Here is a 17295-nt window from a genome sequence, read left to right on the forward strand (position 1 = left end):
CATGCAAAAGTTAATCGGAAGTTTATTGGTATTAAGCACTCTGTTTTCTCAGGCACAGAAGCAGGTCGAGGTATTCCCTTTAAATCAGGTGAGTGTAACTTCAGGTGTTTTTAAACAAGCCTCAGAAACCGATTTTAATTACATTGAAAAACTTAATGCAGACCGATTATTAGCGCCTTTTTTACGAGAAGCCGGATTAGAACCAAAAGCGACGTCTTATACCAATTGGGAAAATACAGGGTTAGATGGTCATATTCTTGGGCATTATGTGTCGGCTTTGTCTATGTATTTGGCATCAACTAACGATGCTAAAGCCGAAGAGTTACTGGATTACACGCTTTCTGAATTACAACGTATTCAGGAAGCCAACGGCAATGGTTACATTGGAGGTATTCCAGGAAGTTCAGACTTATGGCAGGAAATTAAAGCGGGAAAAATTGAAGCAGGAAGCTTCAGCTTGAATGGAAAATGGGTGCCGCTTTACAATATTCATAAAACGTTTGCAGGATTAAAAGATGCCTGGGTGCATGCTGGTAAAGAAGAGGCAAAGGATATGCTCATTAAATTAACCGATTGGTTTATTGACGTTACTAAAGATTTGACCGATGTGCAGGTTCAGGATGTGTTACGTTCGGAACATGGTGGATTAAACGAAGTCTTTGCTGAGGTTTATAAGATTACAGATGATAAAACCTATTTAGAATTGGCAAAGCGTTTTTCCGAAAAGGCATTGTTAAATCCGTTGGCTGAAAATAAAGATATCCTTACTGGAATGCATGCCAATACGCAAATTCCTAAGTTTATAGGTTTTGAAAGAATTAGTCAGCTCGATCACGATGCAAAATATCATAATGCCGCTTCTCATTTTTACGATAATGTGACCCAACATCGTTCGTTAAGTATTGGTGGTAATAGCGTGCGTGAGCATTTCAACCCTATAGATGATTTTAGTTCCGTTTTAGCAGGCGAGCAAGGTCCTGAGACCTGTAACACCTACAATATGCTTAAATTAAGCAAGCTGTTGTTTGAAGACACAGGAGAAAATAAATACATTGAATTTTACGAAAGAGGACTATATAACCATATTTTATCTTCACAAAATCCTAATGGTGGTTTTGTCTATTTTACACCGATGCGCCCGGGACATTACCGTGTGTATTCGCAACCTGAAACCAGTTTTTGGTGTTGTGTGGGTTCTGGTTTAGAAAATCATACCAAGTATAACGAACTTATTTATGCTAAAAGTGAAGATACACTTTATGTGAATTTGTTTATTCCATCAAAAGTTAACTGGAAAGAAAAACAAGCAACATTAACACAAAATACAAACTTCCCGGAAGAGGCTAAATCGCAACTGGTTTGGCAAAGTAAAAAGAAAACAAATGCCACTTTAAAATTGCGCTATCCCACTTGGGTAAAACCGGGCGAGTTAAAATTATTCATCAATAAAAAGTTAATAGAGATTGAAACCCAACCGGGACACTATATTTCCTTAACACGTAAATGGAAAAAGGGAGACAATATTGAAATGGAATTGCCTATGCATTTGGGTTTGGAGCAAATTCCGGATGAGTCAGGTTATGTGTCGGTTAAGTATGGACCTATTGTTTTGGCTGCGGTAACAGGAGAAGATAATCAGGTAGGTTTATTCGCCGATGATAGCCGCGGGGGGCATATCGCCAACGGACCATTTTTACCTCTAACAGAAGCGCCGATGTTTGTATCTGAAAACCTTCAAAGTATTTTAAAAAATATAAAACCTGTTGAAGGAAAGCCGTTAACCTTTTCAACGGGAGATATGGTGTATCCAAATCAATTTAAAGGTTTGATACTTCAGCCATTTTATAAAATTCATGAGAAACGATATGCTATTTATTTCAAGAATGAAACACCTGAAAGTTTAGCTAAAATGCAACAGGCTCTTGAAGAAAAGCAAAAAGCCGAAGCGTATTTAAGATCGATAACTATCGATTATGTAGCGCCGGGAGAACAGCAACCAGAATCTGATCATGGTATAGAATCAGAGCAATCAAATAATGGTGTGCATCAAAACCGCCATTGGCGTGATGCGTCAGGTTGGTTTAGTTATAACATGAAAAATAAAGAACATAAGGCAAAAGCGTTACGTGTCACTTATTTTGGTGGAGATACAGGTAGATCCTTCAATATTTTAATAAATGAAACACGAATAGCCAAGGTAACATTAGACGGTTCTAAAGGCAATGTGTTTTACGATGTAGACTATGAAATTCCTAGTGATTTAATTAAGGAGAAAGATATTTTAAACGTACGTTTTGAAGCCAAAGCAGGTTCTGTAGCGGGAGGCATTTATGGCGTGCGATTAATTAGTGAAACTAAAAATTAATACAACAACTAAACTAAATATTATGATACAACAACGTTTAACAAAAGCTATTGGTTTATCCTTGATGCTAAATGCATTTTTGGTGGTTGGGCAAACCGATTTAGAGGTAGATATCAATAATAAAATAGCAGAGATTCAACCAACGATGTATGGTGTGTTTTTTGAAGATATCAACTTTGCTGCCGATGGCGGTTTGTATGCAGAAATGATAAAAAACAGATCGTTCGAGTTTACGGTCGATCCGTTTTTGGGCTGGGTGCAACCCAACAGTGACAAGCATTCGTTTAATAAAAATTCCGGGATTGGATCTATTGTGAAATATGCAGATAACCCTGGAAACACTAATTTTATTAGAGTTAAAGTAAATAACGATCAAGGCTATCAATTGATTAACGAGGGCTTCCGTGGCATGGGAATCAAAGAAGGCGAAAGCTATAATTTGTATTTATCAGCAGCTAAGCATAGCGGAAATATCAGTAAAATTAATGTTCAGTTTATTGATGAAAATAATGTGGTTTTAGGAGAAACTTCAGTAGATATAACATCATCAGACTGGACAGATTATAAAGCACAAATTACAGCCAGTAAAACACAGGCAAAAGCGAAACTTAAATTCACGTTTGAAGGCACAGGAGAAATCGATTTAGACATGATTTCTTTATTTCCTGTTGATACATGGAAAGGCAGAGAAAAAGGATTACGCAAAGATTTAGTACAGTTATTATATGATTTAGATCCAGGGTTTTTAAGATTTCCAGGAGGTTGTATTGTTGAAGGGCGCACACTGGCAAGACGTTATCAATGGAAAAAAACAGTTGGCCCAATCGAAAACAGAGAGGTTTTGGTAAACCGATGGAATACCGAGTTTAGTCATCGATTAACACCCGATTATTATCAGAGTTTTGGTTTAGGGTTTTTCGAGTATTTTCAGTTGTCTGAAGATTTAGGGGCAGAGCCTCTACCTATTTTAAGCTGCGGTATGGCTTGTCAGTTTAACTCAGGGGAGTTGGTGCCTATGGATGAGCTAGATCCTTATGTTCAGGACGCCATAGAATTAATTGAATTCGCTAACGGGTCTATAAATACGCCTTGGGGTAAATTAAGAAACGAGATGGGGCATCCAGAGCCTTTTCGTTTAAAATATATTGGTGTAGGTAACGAACAATGGGGACCAGATTATATTGAGCGTTATAAAGCTTTTGCACAAGCTATTAAGGCAAAATACCCGGATATGATTATTGTTTCAGGTAGCGGACCATTTCCTGATGGTGATTACTTCGAATATGGCATGGAAGAGCTTAAAAAGCTAAATGCCGAAATTATAGACGAACATTATTATCGTAGCCCAGAATGGTTTAGAGAGAACGCAACACGTTATGATAGTTACGACAGAAAGGGACCTAAAATTTTTGCAGGTGAATATGCAGCACAAAGTGTAGCTATTGCAAGTCCTGAAAATAGAAATAACTGGGAGTGTGCCTTCTCTGAAGCTGCTTTTATAACAGGACTAGAGCGTAATGCCGAGGTTGTGAATTTAACATCGTATGCACCACTTATGGCTCACGAAGAAGGTTGGCAATGGACACCAGATATGATTTGGTTTAATAACTTACAGTCATACGGAACAGCGAATTATCAGGTTCAAAAGTTGTTTTCAACTAATCGAGGAACCGATTTAATTTCGGTAACCAGTGATGGTCAAGATTTAACAGGACAAAACGAATTATATGCTTCAGCAGTTACCGATTCAGGAACAAACGAAGTGATTGTAAAAGTGGTAAACACCTCAAAGCAATCACAGGAGGTTACTATAAATTTAAAAGGGAAAAAAGTTTATAAAAAAGGAGCATTAATTGTTCTTAAAAGTGAAAACCTGGAGGATGAAAATTCATTTGAAAACCCAGATAATATTGTTCCTGTATCTGCTGAAATTCAGAATAAAAACGGAATACTTAATTTGAAATTACAACCTTATTCGGTGTCCGTGATTAAATTTAAATTGCGATAAGTGTGAATTTAACAATTTTAAGACTAATTTTATATCCAGTTTCAAGAATAACTAAATAAAGATAAAATGAATAATACATTTAAAAAAGGCCTTTACACGTTTGCTTTATTGGGTGCAGCTTTACTAAGTGTGCAATGCAAAAGTGACAAAAAAAATACGGTTCAAGATGAGATTGTAACCGAACCAACACCTTTAGTAACGATTTCAAAGAAACCTTTCGGAATAACTTCCGATAGTATCGCTGTAGAGCAGTATACCTTAAAAAATGAAAAAGGTATGGAAGTCAGTATTATCACCTTTGGAGGTATTATTACACACTGGACAGCGCCAGATAAAAATGGAAAATATGAAGACGTTGTTTTAGGATATGAAACCTTAGCACCTTATGAAACAAATCCAACGTTTTTTGGAGCTTTAATTGGTCGATACGGGAATCGTATTGCAAAAGGGAAATTTTCTTTAAATGGAGAAAAATATACTTTAGCAACTAACGACGGGCCAAATCACTTACACGGTGGTAAAAAAGGATTCGATAAAGTGGTTTGGACGGCTTCGGAAACACAAACCGATAGTACCGCTTCTTTAGTGTTAACGTATTTAAGTAAGGATATGGAAGAAGGGTATCCCGGTAATTTAGATACAAAAGTGGTTTATACCTTAAATAATAACAATGAACTGGAAGTAGCTTATGAAGCGACAACCGATAAACCAACCATTGTAAACTTAACACAGCATTCTTACTTTAATTTAACAGGAGATGAGTCTCAAACTATTTTAGGGCACGAGTTAATGATTGATGCCGATCAGTTAGTACCAGTTGACGAGACTTTAATTCCAACAGGAGAATTAACAGATGTTACAGGAACACCATTCGATTTTAGGGCAGCGAAGCCAATTGGTCAGGATATTAATGCTGAAGATACACAGTTAAAACGTGGTTTAGGGTACGATCACTGTTGGGTGTTAAACAATCAGGATGAAGGGATGCGTTTAGCGGCATCAGCTTACGATAAAACAAGTGGTAGAGTTTTAGAAGTTTATACCGATGAACCAGGAATTCAATTATACACCGGAAACTTTTTAGACGGTACATTACCTTCTAAAAACGGAGGAACTTATGGTCATAGAACGGGCTTTTGTTTAGAGACCGAGCACTACCCAGATTCTCCAAACCAACCAGAGTTTCCATCGGTGACTTTAAATCCTGATGATACTTATCAAACCACAACGATATTTAAGTTCAATACTAAATAATTAAAGTGTTAATCAAAAGAAAATCCCAATAAGTAATTTATTGGGATTTTTTTATGCTGCATGTTTTATTTAAACAAAGAAAAATTAAAGCCTTTTTCTTCAAGCTTTTTGTATTTTCTGTAGTCGAATTTATAAAGATATGCTCCTTTTTTAGATCCCGATTTATCTTTTTTATCTAACGGAATAAGGAGCTTTAAAGACAAAACTTTCTTTCTAAAATTTCTTGGATCTAATTCCTTTTGATGAATAACCTCGTATAATTTTTGAAGCTGCGGAATGGTAAATTGTTTTGGTAATAACTCAATACCAATTGGGTAAAATCTCGATTTCAATTTTAAGCGCTCTAAAGCATCTTGCACCATATCACCATGATCATAAACCAGTTTAGGTAATTTATCGACTTCAAACCAATGCGCGCCATGTTTGGCAACCAATTCTTTGTCATATTCACCAATACGTATTAAGGCGTATTGCGCTATAGATATACAGCGAGCGCCATCATCTCTACTCGTGTCTGAATAAGATTTTAGTTCTTCCATATAGATGTTTTCCAGACCTGTAATCTCCTTTAAAACACGTTGAGCCGCCTCTGTAACACTCTCGTTTGGACTAACAAAACTTCCAATTAGAGATAACTCGCCTTGTTTGGGCTTTACACGTCGCTCAAAAACTAAAAGTTTCAAAATACCATCATCAAAACCGAATATAATACAATCGGTGGCGACATAAATTTTTTCTCCGTTTTCGTAGGTATGTGTTTCTTTCGTGGCTGTCATGTTATTCATTTAAAAAGTTTAGAGTCTTTTGAATTACGGTATTTAGTTGAAGTGGTAGTTTGTTGTGTTCCCAAGGGTGTTTAGCTCCAAAAACGTGGTCGGCGTTTTCTATGGTTACAAATTTACTGTTTGTATTCCAATTGTGGATATGTTTAGATTCAGTAATAGATACACTAGTATCTGCATCGCCATGAATAATGAGATGAGGTTTGTTTAAATGTTTTGCGGCGCGTTCAATATTAAAACGGTCTTGATTTGCTTTAAAATCTTCGTAGAACTGATAATAATGGGGCATCTGCTGTTTGGTTCTGCCATTTTCTACAAATGTAACACCTGTTTCCTGCCATTGGCTGGCCTCGTAAAGTTGCATCATTCGATTTTCAAAATCAGAGACACTGGCTAAACTAATAAGTTTTTTAATTCGTGTGTCTTCTTCTGCTTTAATTAAGGTAATGCCTCCTCCACGGCTATGACCTATTAAGGTTATGTTATTCGTATTGGCAAACTTTTGAATTTCAGAAGAGTTACAAGCCCAGTCTATAACCGTTTTTAAATCGTCAAGTTCTTTAGTGTAATTGTTATTTCCGAAGGCTTCTAAATCAGGAAAGTCTATGGGTTGCTCTACCGTTCCGCCGTTATGCGAGAAGTTAAATTTTATAAAGTAAAATCCTGCTTTCGCGAAAGCGTTTGCCATTAAATTCCAGGCACCCCAGTCTTTAAAACCTTTATAGCCATGGCAAAATATGATAATGGGCTGATTGATTTTAGTTGATGTGTAGGTTGCATCAATTAAAATGGGTTTTTGGTGTAAGCCATTAATAATAGTTTGCTTTTTGGTTAGCATTTAAACGTCTTTTTCTGTAAACGGAATGTTAGGGTTGCAAATCTCTAAAATAAGGTTTTTTAATTCAATCTTAAAATTATCAATAGTTTCCTGAGTAATTAAAACTTCTTTTTTTGCTCCGTAACCCGATTTGTCCTTTTTTGCAAATTTTAAAACACCTGCACTTAAGTTTTTAAAAGAGATAATACCGGCTTCAACGGGAAGGTTTATTTGATTCATGAGTTGCATCATGTAGGCGTAAGTTAATACTTGAAAACTTTTGCTGTATTTTTTATAATCGGTGGTTAAGTCTTCCCAGTTTACAATTTCAACCTGATTCTGGTCAACACGCCCTGTTTTATAATCTATAATTCGGGTGATGCCGTTGTATTGGTCAACACGGTCTACTTTTCCAACCAGTTTAACAGGGAAATCTAATTTAGGAATATCTGTAATTTCAACTTTATTGTCGGCTTCAATAGCTATGATTTTTATCTCATTTCCGGCTTTTAAGTCTTTAATTTCGAAGTCTAAAAAATTAGAAACATAACGTTTGGCAATTTCATAAATAATCAGGTTTTTACCTTTAGTAATATCGCCTTCCTTATATTCATTTTTAAAATGAAATGTAACGCGTTCGTCAATTCTGGTTTTTAAATTTTTAATAATTTCCACTGAAATAAACGAGCCTTCTAAAGGTTTATAGAAATCTTCGAGCGTGTTGTGGACAACTGTTCCCAAGGTATTGGCAGCAACGGTTTCTTCTACATCATCGTGTTCCTTAATTTTTAATATTTTTTGATAATAAAAATCGATAGGATTTCGAATATACGATGTTAATGAAGAAGGCGAGAAACCTTTTTCTGCAACAGCTTTAATTTCGTTAACCAGTTGTTCTGTTTTCTCAACAGTATGTTCTGTTAGTTTTAAAACAGGTACTTTTGGCGCCAGAATTTGGTGGTTGATGTTGTGATTATTTTCGAGTTCTAACTGAGTTATAAATCGGCTTTTTTCGCCACCAGTAAGAACATCGGCTTCAGTATTATAAAGAATATATACATTTTTAGCACGCTGTAATAAACGATAAAAGTGATAGGTATATACCGCATCCTTTTCTTTGTATGTGGGCAATTTATTTTCGATTTTTAAATCGAAAGGAATAAAGGAATTGTTGCTTTTTCCGGAAGGTAAAACTCCTTCGTTAACCGATGAGATAATGACAGTTTCAAAATCTAAAACACGCGATTCCAGCATTCCCATAACCTGTAAGCCTTGCAGTGGCTCTCCTTGGAAGTCTAGGGTTTCTGAGCTTAAAAGTTCTTTATAAATTCCGAAAAGGGTTGAAATATCTGTGATATGCTCATATTTAGAATTTAGGTTGTTAAGTTCATTAAACAACTCGTTAAATCGATATAAATATTCTAAGGCAAGTAGGTTCGAGTCTTTATTCTGATCAAGATATTTTTTAATGATAACAATTAAAGATGAGCAGTTTTTTAAAGCTAAATAGATAGATTTATTCCAGTTCGAGAAAAGTAAATCAATCAATTCACCTGATTTTGGAGTAATAGCCTTTAAGCGCTCTGCTGTTAGGTAAATAATGTTATTGCCATCAATAGTTTCAATAAGTTTTGAAGCATAGTCTACATCATCAACGTAAAACAATGGTCTGATGAACTGATGTGAAATAATGTTAATCACATCTTTGTAATAAAAGCTTTTAGATGGAGTTTTATGAATGTAAAACAGCGATTCAAATAACCAGGCTAGTGGAATGGATTTTAAGGGAAATCCCATGGTTATATTAAGAGCATTAATGCCGTCTGGAATGGAGTTCAAAACTGGAATTAATAAATCTTCATCGCCTAAAACAACCGCAGTGTTTTCAAGATTAGGATTGTTGCGCTGTAAGTCTTTTAAAAGTGAACCTATATACTTAGCCTGTCCGATATTTTTTGGAATACCGAAGGTGGATATATTTTTATTTTCGGTATAATTTTGTGTGATCCATTTAAAGTCATGTTCTTTAAAATGAGGCCAGTTTTTTCTATGCTGTCTGGTAAATAACGAGGCATCATGATAGGTGTTATTGAAAAATTCAGCATCAATATCCCAGTAAATATCAGCTAAATTCTGTTTTAATAAAGCTTGGATGATGGTCTCTTCACAGGTGTTTAAGGCATTAAATCCTAAAAATAAATGCTGCTTTGCCGGGTTTTCTTCAATGTATTTAGAAATGCTATCGGCCGCTTCTCGGTATAGTAAGCCTTGATAGCCTATTTGTTTTAATTTAAGCTGTTTAGAGAAGTTATTATAATAGCTATGAAGTTTGTTCCAAAACGCTAAATAATTTTTGATAAAGTCCGTTTGGTTTTCTTCCAACGACCAGTGGTGATGTTCTATTTCTTTAATATCGCTTAAATAGTCGAAAATCTTTTTCTGAGGAATACGGTATCTGTCAATTTCATTGAAGTCTTGTAATAGAATTTGCGCCCATTTGGTAAAGACTTCAAAGGAATCGGCTTCTTCTTTAGGAGTTAATTCAAGATAGGTATTATAGAATTCGAAAAGTAATTCGGTATTCGAAACGGTTTTTAATCCGGAAAGTTCTTCGACAAATTCTTCAATACTTATAATTTCAGGAGCAAAAATAGTTTGCTTACAAACTTTATGAAGTTGGTGTTTTAAGAAGAGCCCGGCTCTTTTACTTGGTAAAACAAAGGTTAATTCTGAAAGATTTTTATTGTTGTCTTGTAAATCTTTTAGAACATCGAAAATAAACGTCGTCATTGGATAAAAATAAAAAACGCTCCGGATATCCGAAGCGTTTTTCTAAAACTTATTTGTAAAAAACTAGAATCTAGTTTTCTTATTTTATTAAGTTAATCTCAACACGTCTGTTGTTAGCTTTACCTGCAGCAGTTGAGTTTGTATCAATTGGTTTAGACTCGCCGTAACCTTGAGAAGAAAGTCTTGCTGCATCAATACCGTTGCTAGTTAAGTAATCTTTAACAGAGCTAGCTCTAGACTCAGATAATTTTTGGTTAAAAGACTCACTACCAACGCTGTCAGTGTGACCTTCAACTGTAAATTTAGCGTTAGGGTATTCTTTTAAGATAGCAACAATATCATCTAATACTTGAGCAGATTGAGATTTAATTGTTGATTTACCTGTATCGAATAAGATTGTTTTAGCGTAATCGTTAAGAGCTTTTTGTACAGCCTCAGTTACTTCAGGACAACCGTTGTTAGCAACAGTACCCACTTTGTCTGGACATAAATCATCTTTATCTAATACACCGTCACCGTCAGCATCAGCGTAAGGACATCCGTTGTTAGATGCAGGACCTGCTTCGTTAGGACAGTTATCTTCAGCATCTGTAACACCGTCACCGTCAGCATCTGGACATCCGTTTAATGAAGCTAAACCAGCAACTGTAGGACATTTATCGTCTTTATCTGCAATACCGTCACCGTCTGTATCAGGACAACCATTCATTTCAGCTGAACCAGCTTCGTTAGGACAATCGTCTTTGCTGTCTTCTATACCATCACCGTCTGTATCAGGACATCCGTTGAATTCTTTAGTACCAGCAACTTCAGGACAAGCATCGTCTTTATCGTAAATACCATCACCATCACTATCAGCTCCACCAAATTTGATTGAGATACCAGCAGTGTGTTGGAAATGTGTTTGTAAATAATCTTCGAAAGCGTGTTTGTAAGAAGATTGGAAAGTTAAACCGATGTTTTCGCTGAACCAAATGTTCAAACCAATAGTTCCGTTTAAAGTACCGGCACCGATTTCATCTACCCAAGTATAACCACCACCAACACCAAGATATGGATCGATAGTTGTTCCTTGTAAGAAGTTGTATTTAATTGTACCATCTACACCGTAGTATGATAAATCGTCAACTTCATTTACTTCTTCTGGATCTGATCCAGGAACGTCACCCCATTTTTCAATTTTGTTTAAAGATCCGGCAACACCAAAAGAGAATCCTCCTCCAATGTATTTAGATACCGAAATTGTAGATAATGAAGGTAAGATATTCCAGTGGTCATCTACATTGAAAAATTCATCGAAAATAGATTCACTAAATTGAGCATTGCCTACTACGCCATCACCAGAAGGGTAAGCGTCTACGCCATTTGCACCAATAGTAATCTGCCAAGGATTGTTTTTGTCTTGCGCATTCATGTTGCTGTAGCCTAGCACTAACAACATAGCGAACAATAATCTGCTAAGATTTTTCATATTCAAAAGTTTAATTTTTAAGTGTTAATCGTAAACAAATTTAAGTTGTTAAAATTTATTAACAAAATAAATATAATAAAAAAAGCCTCACATTGTGAGGCTTTTAAAAAAAAAGATGTAAGTTTTTTTATTTAGAAACTAGTGTGATTTTGATCTCACTTCTTCTGTTTTCAGCTCTACCTTCTTTAGTTTTGTTATCAGCAACTGGGTTGTTTTCACCAAAACCAACTGTAGAAACGTCTGCAGGAGCTACTCCAGTACTAGTTAAATAATCAGCAACAGCTTTAGCTCTTTTTTCAGATAATGTTTGGTTGTATGATTTAGGACCAACGTTATCTGCATAACCTTCAATAGTTAAGTTGTAGGTTTTGTCAGTTTTCTCAATTAAATCAGCAATCTTGTTTAATGTAATTTGATTGTCTGGAGTTAATCTAGCGCTATCAAATTCAAAGAAAATAGTTTTTGCAAGTGCATCGATTAATTCTTGAGTGTTATCTACAACAACTTCAGGACATCCGTTGTTAGATGCAGGACCAGCTTCGTTAGGACATTTATCGTCGATATCAACTACACCGTCACCATCAGAATCAGGACAACCGTTTAATTCTTTAGATCCAGCAGCATCAGGACATCTATCATCTTTATCAGCAACACCGTCACCGTCAGAATCAGGACAACCGTTTAATTCTTTTAAACCAGCAACTTCTGGGCACTCATCTTCGCTGTCTTGAACACCATCGTTATCGCTATCAGGACAACCATTGAATTCAGGTAAACCAGCAACTTCTGGACAAGCATCTTCGCTGTCTTTAATTCCATCTCCGTCAGTATCTTTGCCTCCAAATTTGTAAGCGATACCAACATTGTGTTGGAAGTGAGGGATTAAATAATCTTCGAAAGAGTGCTTGTAAGTAGATTGGAAGTTTAAAGCAACATTTTTCTTTTTAGTGAACCACCAGTTAAAACCAGCACCACCATTTAATGTTCCAGCTCCAACTGTGTCAATCCAAGAGTAACCTCCACCAATTTTTAAGAAAGGTTCGAAAGCACCTTCTGTGTTAAAGCTGTATTTGAAGAATCCATCAACACCATAGTATGAGAAGTCATCAATTTGTTTTCCTAAGTAAGTAGAAGCATCACCAACTTTTGAAATTTTGTTTACAGAACCAAAAACTCCAAAAGAGAAGTTTCCACCTAAGTAACGAGAAACCGTTAAAGAAGAAGGGTAAGGAGCAATGTTCCAGTGGTCTGTTGCGTTAAAGTATTCGTCAGTCCACCAGCTTTGGCCAGGGAAGTGAGAATCTCCAACATTTGTTGGATAAGTATCTACCGCATTTACACCAATCCCAATTAACCAACGGTTATTAGCATCCTGTGCTTGTAGGGTGCTTAAGCCTACAACAACTAAAGCGAAAAATAAAATAATTTTTTTCATGTGTCAGATTTGTTTGAACAATTTTTTAAGCTAGCAAATTTAAAGGTTTATAAAGTTTCTGAAACACGAATCTTTTTTTTTCGATTAAATGCATAAAAATCGCATGAAAGGTAAATTAGAGTTTATTTATAAGATTTAGACTTCTTTAATTGTTATCTCTTCGTTTGTATAAATTAGGATTTTTTTGAGTACAAAAATGTGCATTTCGTTTAAAACATCTTCGTAAGATTGTAATTGCTGAGCATGTTTTTTGTCTTCCATTCCGGTTTTGTAATCAATAATTACACATTGATTATCAGGAAATAAAACAATACGGTCTGGTCTTAAAATGATCCCTTCTTTTGAGATGATATCACGTTCGTTATAAACTGTGTTATCGTTGTTATAATAGTTTTGTAGTTTAGGATGATTAACAATTTCGTTAATAACATCTTTTAGTTGATCTGCTTGTGAATGGTTGATTGTTCCTACAGATAAAAATTCATTAATAGCATTATCAACATCATTTTTAGAAATAATCTTAGACATAATGTTGTGAACAAGGTTCCCTTTTTCAATGGCTTCTTCCTGATTTGTGTCCCAAAGCATTCCTGATTTTGTAACAACATTTATGTTATGGTCTTCTTTAGCTGTCGAAATAAATTCATTCACGGTAATGGTTTCTTTAGATGAATTTTCATGATTCACTGTTTTTTCTGGAGATCCAAAAGAGTAGGAGTTTTGATTATTATCCCAAAGGTTAAGATGTTGCAGGTAATTTATAAATAGACCCGAATATTTATTTTTATTTGGTTCTCCCTTTGTGCTTAGATCTTTCGTTGAAATAATATATAGATGTTCTACAGGACGTGTTAGTGCAACATATAAAAGGTTTATATTGTCTAATTCCTGTTCAGAACGATGGTTATTAAAGATTTCTAATCCGATATCTCCAAAATATTCGAAGTCTTTATTGAAATTTAATAAGGTATGAGAAAAGCCATGATACATATCATCGTTGATAGGAAACCATTCTTTTGGTTCAATTTCTCTGTAGAGATCTAAATCTGCGTAAGGGAAAATAACCACAGGAAATTCTAAACCTTTAGATTTATGAATGGTCATAATTTGAACAGCATCCTGACCTTTTGGAGAAACAATACTCAAGGATTCTTTTTTTGCATCGAAATAATCTAAAAATCCTGCGATGTCCGATCCTTTTTTATGAGAAAAGTCCAGAACAAGGTCTAAATAAAATTGAATATATGCATTAGAATTTTCAACAAGCTTAAAACTTCTTACTAATGTTTCGGTAAGGTCATATAAAGGTAGCTGAAGTAAATAATTACTGTTTACATAAATGTTGTAATCTTCATAACTTTTAAAGAATTCGTGCAACTCTAATTTTAAATGTTCGCTAAAGAATTCGTGTTTATCTTCAATGTTAAAGAAATCAACCAAATAATTTAAAACTTCAATTTTTACTTCATTGTTTTTGGGTTGAATTAATAATTTTAAAATGTTGTTTAAAAAAACAATCTCCGGAGCATTGTTAATTAATAAGGTTTCAGAAGATATAATAGGAATGTTAAACTGACTTAAATAATTAGCCACAGCCACACCTTCCTTCTTTTTTCTAACTAAAACACAAATGTCTTCCAGCTTAAAATTATTTTCTAAACAACGATTAATGGTGTTTAAAGCCTGCTTGCAGAAAAGCTCGTCTCGATCATCTTCTTTATCTATATCTAAAAAGGATAATTCTACGTAGCCACTTTCACTTTTACTAATCTCTTGTTGTCCTTTTTCATAAAGGTCTTGGTAGGTGTTGTTGCTAAATACCTGCTGCGCAAGAAAGTTGAAAAACTTATTATTGAAATCTACTACTTCTTTAAAACTCCTGAAGTTAGCTGGCAGATTTTTTAACTCTTTTTCGACTTGAAACGGATTTTTATCAAGGAACAAATCTATAAACTGTTCGGCTTTTCCGCCTCGCCAGCGGTAAATAGCTTGTTTGGCATCACCTACCAGCATGGTTGTTCCTTTATCTGCCGAAAGGGAGTTGTCTAATAGCGGAATTAAATTCTGCCATTGCATAACCGAAGTATCTTGAAATTCATCAATAAAATAATGATTGAATTTTTCGCCAAGACGCTCGTAAACAAATGGCGTGGGCTGGTTGCTTATTTCCCGACTAATAATGGTATTAAATTCTGAAATAAGCATTTTATTTTGGTCTGATTTTAGTGCTTTTAACTCCTTGTTAATGGCGTTTAACACGGATAGCGGTGTTATGTTTTTATAAAAGGCTTTCAGGAATTTTACATGAAAAACACCCTGTTTTGTTAAAGCAAAAGCCGATGCGATTTGAGGTTGAATAGACTCGATGGTCGATGCAACATCACCGCTTACTTTTTTTGGGTAGAGTGTTGCAGATTCTATGTTTTCCTGCCATTTAGAGGTAAAAGCAACATCAAAATTACCTTCGCTTATTTTCTTAAAATGTTTAGGCAAATAACTCCCTGAAAAATCACCATATTCTAAACCAGCACCTTCAATTAAATCTAAGGTGTCCTGAGCTGCTTCAGTAATAGCTTCTTCAGTTGTTTTGATGTCTTTTTTAAGCTGAATTTTCAAAGAGTTGAAATCAGTTAGCGTTTTATGTTTTAGCGTTTCAATAAACGGAATATCATTTTCGTTAACTAAGAGTTTTGCTATTTTATTAAAGTCGAAGGCGATATCGAAGCTTTTATCATCGTCTGCTTTTTCCAGTGCAAATTCAACCAAAACATTAGTCAGGGCTTTGTCTGTTCCTGCTTTGGCAATTAAACTATCTACAGCCTGATTGAGTAACGTATCCTGATCGAGTTCTACTTCAAAATTTATAGGCAATTTTAAATCGTAGGCAAATGTTCTTATGAGTTTATGTGTAAATCCATCAATAGTCGAAATATCGAAAGCTGCATAATTGTGAATGATGGTATTTAGTAATTTGATAGATTTTTTATGAAGCTCTAAAGGTTCCATACTTAAATCTTTACTAATAAGTTCAAACATGGTGTTTGATTGCCTTAAAATTTCAGGATCTGAAAACTGCTTTAATACTTCAATAATACGCTCTTTCATTTCAGCCACGGCTTTGTTGGTAAAAGTGATGGCCAAAATGCGTTTAAATTGATCGGAAGAATCAGAACTGAATAAAATTTTTAAATATTCTTTAACCAAAGTAAAGGTTTTTCCACTTCCTGCAGAGGCATTATATATGGTAAATGGTGGGGTTTGCAGCATAAATTTCAAATTTGAACACAAGATAGAAACAATCAATCATTTCATAACGATTAATTATTTTTAATTGAGGGCATTTATGTGTAAATTTGAACTTAAAATATTTATTAATAGTTAAAACAAAAAATTATGGCTTTCGAATTACCTGAATTAGGTTATGCTTACGATGCTTTAGAGCCTCACATTGATGCTCGCACTATGGAGATTCACCATACTAAGCACCATCAAGGATATACAAATAATTTCAACGCTGCAATTGCAGGAACTGAGTTAGAAGGAAAATCTGTTGAAGATATCTTAACCAATTTAGATTTAAATAACGCTGCTGTTAGAAACAACGGTGGAGGATATTTTAACCACTCTTTATTCTGGTCTGTAATGAATCCAGAAGACAGAGGATATTTATCTGGTGAATTAAAAGATGCTATTGTAGCTGAATTTGGTTCTAAGGAAGCATTTGTTGAAGCTTTCAGTAAAGCTGCTGCAACACGTTTTGGTTCTGGTTGGGCATGGTTATGTGTTCATAAAGGTGGAAAAGTAGAGATTTGTTCTACTGCTAACCAAGACAACCCGTTAATGCCAGGAATTGGTTGTGGAGCAACTCCAATTTTAGGTCTTGATGTTTGGGAACATGCATATTACTTAAACTACCAAAACCGTCGTCCAGATTATATCGATGCTTTCTTTAAAGTAGTTAACTGGAATGAAGTTGAAAGACGTTACGCTGAAGCTAAGTAATTAGTTTTTGAAATTATATTAGAAATCGTCTGGAGTAATTCAGGCGATTTTTTTTATGCTTTAATTTGAAATTTTCAGAAGTATTTAGAATGGAATAGAAATGAAAAAGGTGGACAGAATGCCCACCTTTTTGCCCCAAATCTACCATAAACTTAACCTACTTATGTTATGGTACAGCAAATATATTGTGGTAAAAAATTGTGATAAAATATTTTGGGTGAACTACCAATAATTTGGCTTAAGAGAATATCCTTAAATTTAAGTTTATGTAAAGGTTCTGGTTTTTAGGAAACTAAAAAGCATAAAAAAAGGCGAACAAGTGTTCACCTTTCTTTGCCCCAAATCTACCATGAACTTAACCTACTTATGTT

10 protein-coding genes are annotated in these 17295 nt (G+C 34.9%); 4 read left to right on the forward strand and 6 right to left on the reverse strand.

Going from position 1 to position 17295, the window contains the following annotated elements; all coding sequences use genetic code 11:
• Position 1: 1 nt before the first annotated feature.
• From R1X58_RS06715 to R1X58_RS06725, 3 genes are all read left to right on the forward strand, one after another.
• Entirely contained in the window at positions 2-2365 is a 2364-nt protein-coding gene (locus R1X58_RS06715; RefSeq protein ID WP_240572584.1) for a glycoside hydrolase family 127 protein, read from the forward strand.
• Between the two features lie 22 nt (positions 2366-2387).
• Positions 2388-4373, forward strand: coding sequence for an alpha-L-arabinofuranosidase C-terminal domain-containing protein (locus R1X58_RS06720; protein WP_240572585.1), 1986 nt, complete (start codon positions 2388-2390; stop codon positions 4371-4373).
• A gap of 66 nt (positions 4374-4439) precedes the next feature.
• Complete coding sequence (locus R1X58_RS06725) at positions 4440-5627, forward strand: aldose epimerase family protein (RefSeq protein WP_240572586.1); 1188 nt, start codon at positions 4440-4442, stop codon at positions 5625-5627.
• A gap of 65 nt (positions 5628-5692) precedes the next feature.
• Here R1X58_RS06725 and R1X58_RS06730 read toward each other — a convergent pair whose 3' ends face one another.
• From R1X58_RS06730 to R1X58_RS06755, 6 genes are all read right to left on the reverse strand, one after another.
• A complete protein-coding gene (locus R1X58_RS06730) occupies positions 5693-6412 on the reverse strand; it encodes an NUDIX hydrolase (protein WP_306468583.1) in 720 nt (239 codons plus the stop codon).
• A complete protein-coding gene (locus tag R1X58_RS06735) occupies positions 6405-7247 on the reverse strand; it encodes an alpha/beta hydrolase family protein (protein WP_240572587.1) in 843 nt (280 codons plus the stop codon). The genes R1X58_RS06730 and R1X58_RS06735 overlap by 8 nt, the downstream gene beginning before the upstream one ends.
• Positions 7248-10016 carry a PD-(D/E)XK nuclease family protein gene (locus R1X58_RS06740; protein ID WP_240572588.1) on the reverse strand — a complete coding sequence of 923 codons (2769 nt, stop codon included), beginning with the start codon at positions 10014-10016 and terminating at the stop codon, positions 7248-7250.
• A 79-nt stretch (positions 10017-10095) separates the two neighbouring features.
• Positions 10096-11487, reverse strand: coding sequence for an OmpA family protein (locus R1X58_RS06745; protein ID WP_240572589.1), 1392 nt, complete (start codon positions 11485-11487; stop codon positions 10096-10098).
• 127 nt (positions 11488-11614) lie between these two features.
• Positions 11615-12922 (reverse strand): OmpA family protein, encoded by a 1308-nt coding sequence (locus tag R1X58_RS06750; protein WP_240572590.1) that lies wholly within the window; start codon positions 12920-12922, stop codon positions 11615-11617.
• Between the two features lie 135 nt (positions 12923-13057).
• Positions 13058-16189 carry a UvrD-helicase domain-containing protein gene (locus R1X58_RS06755; protein WP_240572591.1) on the reverse strand — a complete coding sequence of 1044 codons (3132 nt, stop codon included), beginning with the start codon at positions 16187-16189 and terminating at the stop codon, positions 13058-13060.
• Between the two features lie 126 nt (positions 16190-16315).
• Between R1X58_RS06755 and R1X58_RS06760 the strand changes: the two genes are divergently transcribed.
• Positions 16316-16924 (forward strand): superoxide dismutase, encoded by a 609-nt coding sequence (locus R1X58_RS06760; RefSeq protein WP_240572592.1) that lies wholly within the window; start codon positions 16316-16318, stop codon positions 16922-16924.
• Positions 16925-17295: the final 371 nt, after the last annotated feature.

Source organism: Aestuariibaculum lutulentum (genome assembly GCF_032926325.1).
In the GTDB taxonomy this organism is placed as follows: Bacteria; Bacteroidota; Bacteroidia; order Flavobacteriales; family Flavobacteriaceae; genus Aestuariibaculum; species Aestuariibaculum lutulentum.

What these genes read in the sequence shown, in the direction of transcription:
- R1X58_RS06715 (WP_240572584.1), top strand. Translation starts at nt 2, where the DNA reads ATGCAAAAGTTAATCGGAAGTTTATTGGTATTAAGCACTCTGTTTTCT.
- R1X58_RS06720 (WP_240572585.1), top strand. Translation starts at nt 2,388, where the DNA reads ATGATACAACAACGTTTAACAAAAGCTATTGGTTTATCCTTGATGCTA.
- R1X58_RS06725 (WP_240572586.1), top strand. Translation starts at nt 4,440, where the DNA reads ATGAATAATACATTTAAAAAAGGCCTTTACACGTTTGCTTTATTGGGT.
- R1X58_RS06730 (WP_306468583.1), bottom strand. Translation starts at nt 6,412, where the DNA reads ATGAATAACATGACAGCCACGAAAGAAACACATACCTACGAAAACGGA.
- R1X58_RS06735 (WP_240572587.1), bottom strand. Translation starts at nt 7,247, where the DNA reads ATGCTAACCAAAAAGCAAACTATTATTAATGGCTTACACCAAAAACCC.
- R1X58_RS06740 (WP_240572588.1), bottom strand. Translation starts at nt 10,016, where the DNA reads ATGACGACGTTTATTTTCGATGTTCTAAAAGATTTACAAGACAACAAT.
- R1X58_RS06745 (WP_240572589.1), bottom strand. Translation starts at nt 11,487, where the DNA reads ATGAAAAATCTTAGCAGATTATTGTTCGCTATGTTGTTAGTGCTAGGC.
- R1X58_RS06750 (WP_240572590.1), bottom strand. Translation starts at nt 12,922, where the DNA reads ATGAAAAAAATTATTTTATTTTTCGCTTTAGTTGTTGTAGGCTTAAGC.
- R1X58_RS06755 (WP_240572591.1), bottom strand. Translation starts at nt 16,189, where the DNA reads ATGCTGCAAACCCCACCATTTACCATATATAATGCCTCTGCAGGAAGT.
- R1X58_RS06760 (WP_240572592.1), top strand. Translation starts at nt 16,316, where the DNA reads ATGGCTTTCGAATTACCTGAATTAGGTTATGCTTACGATGCTTTAGAG.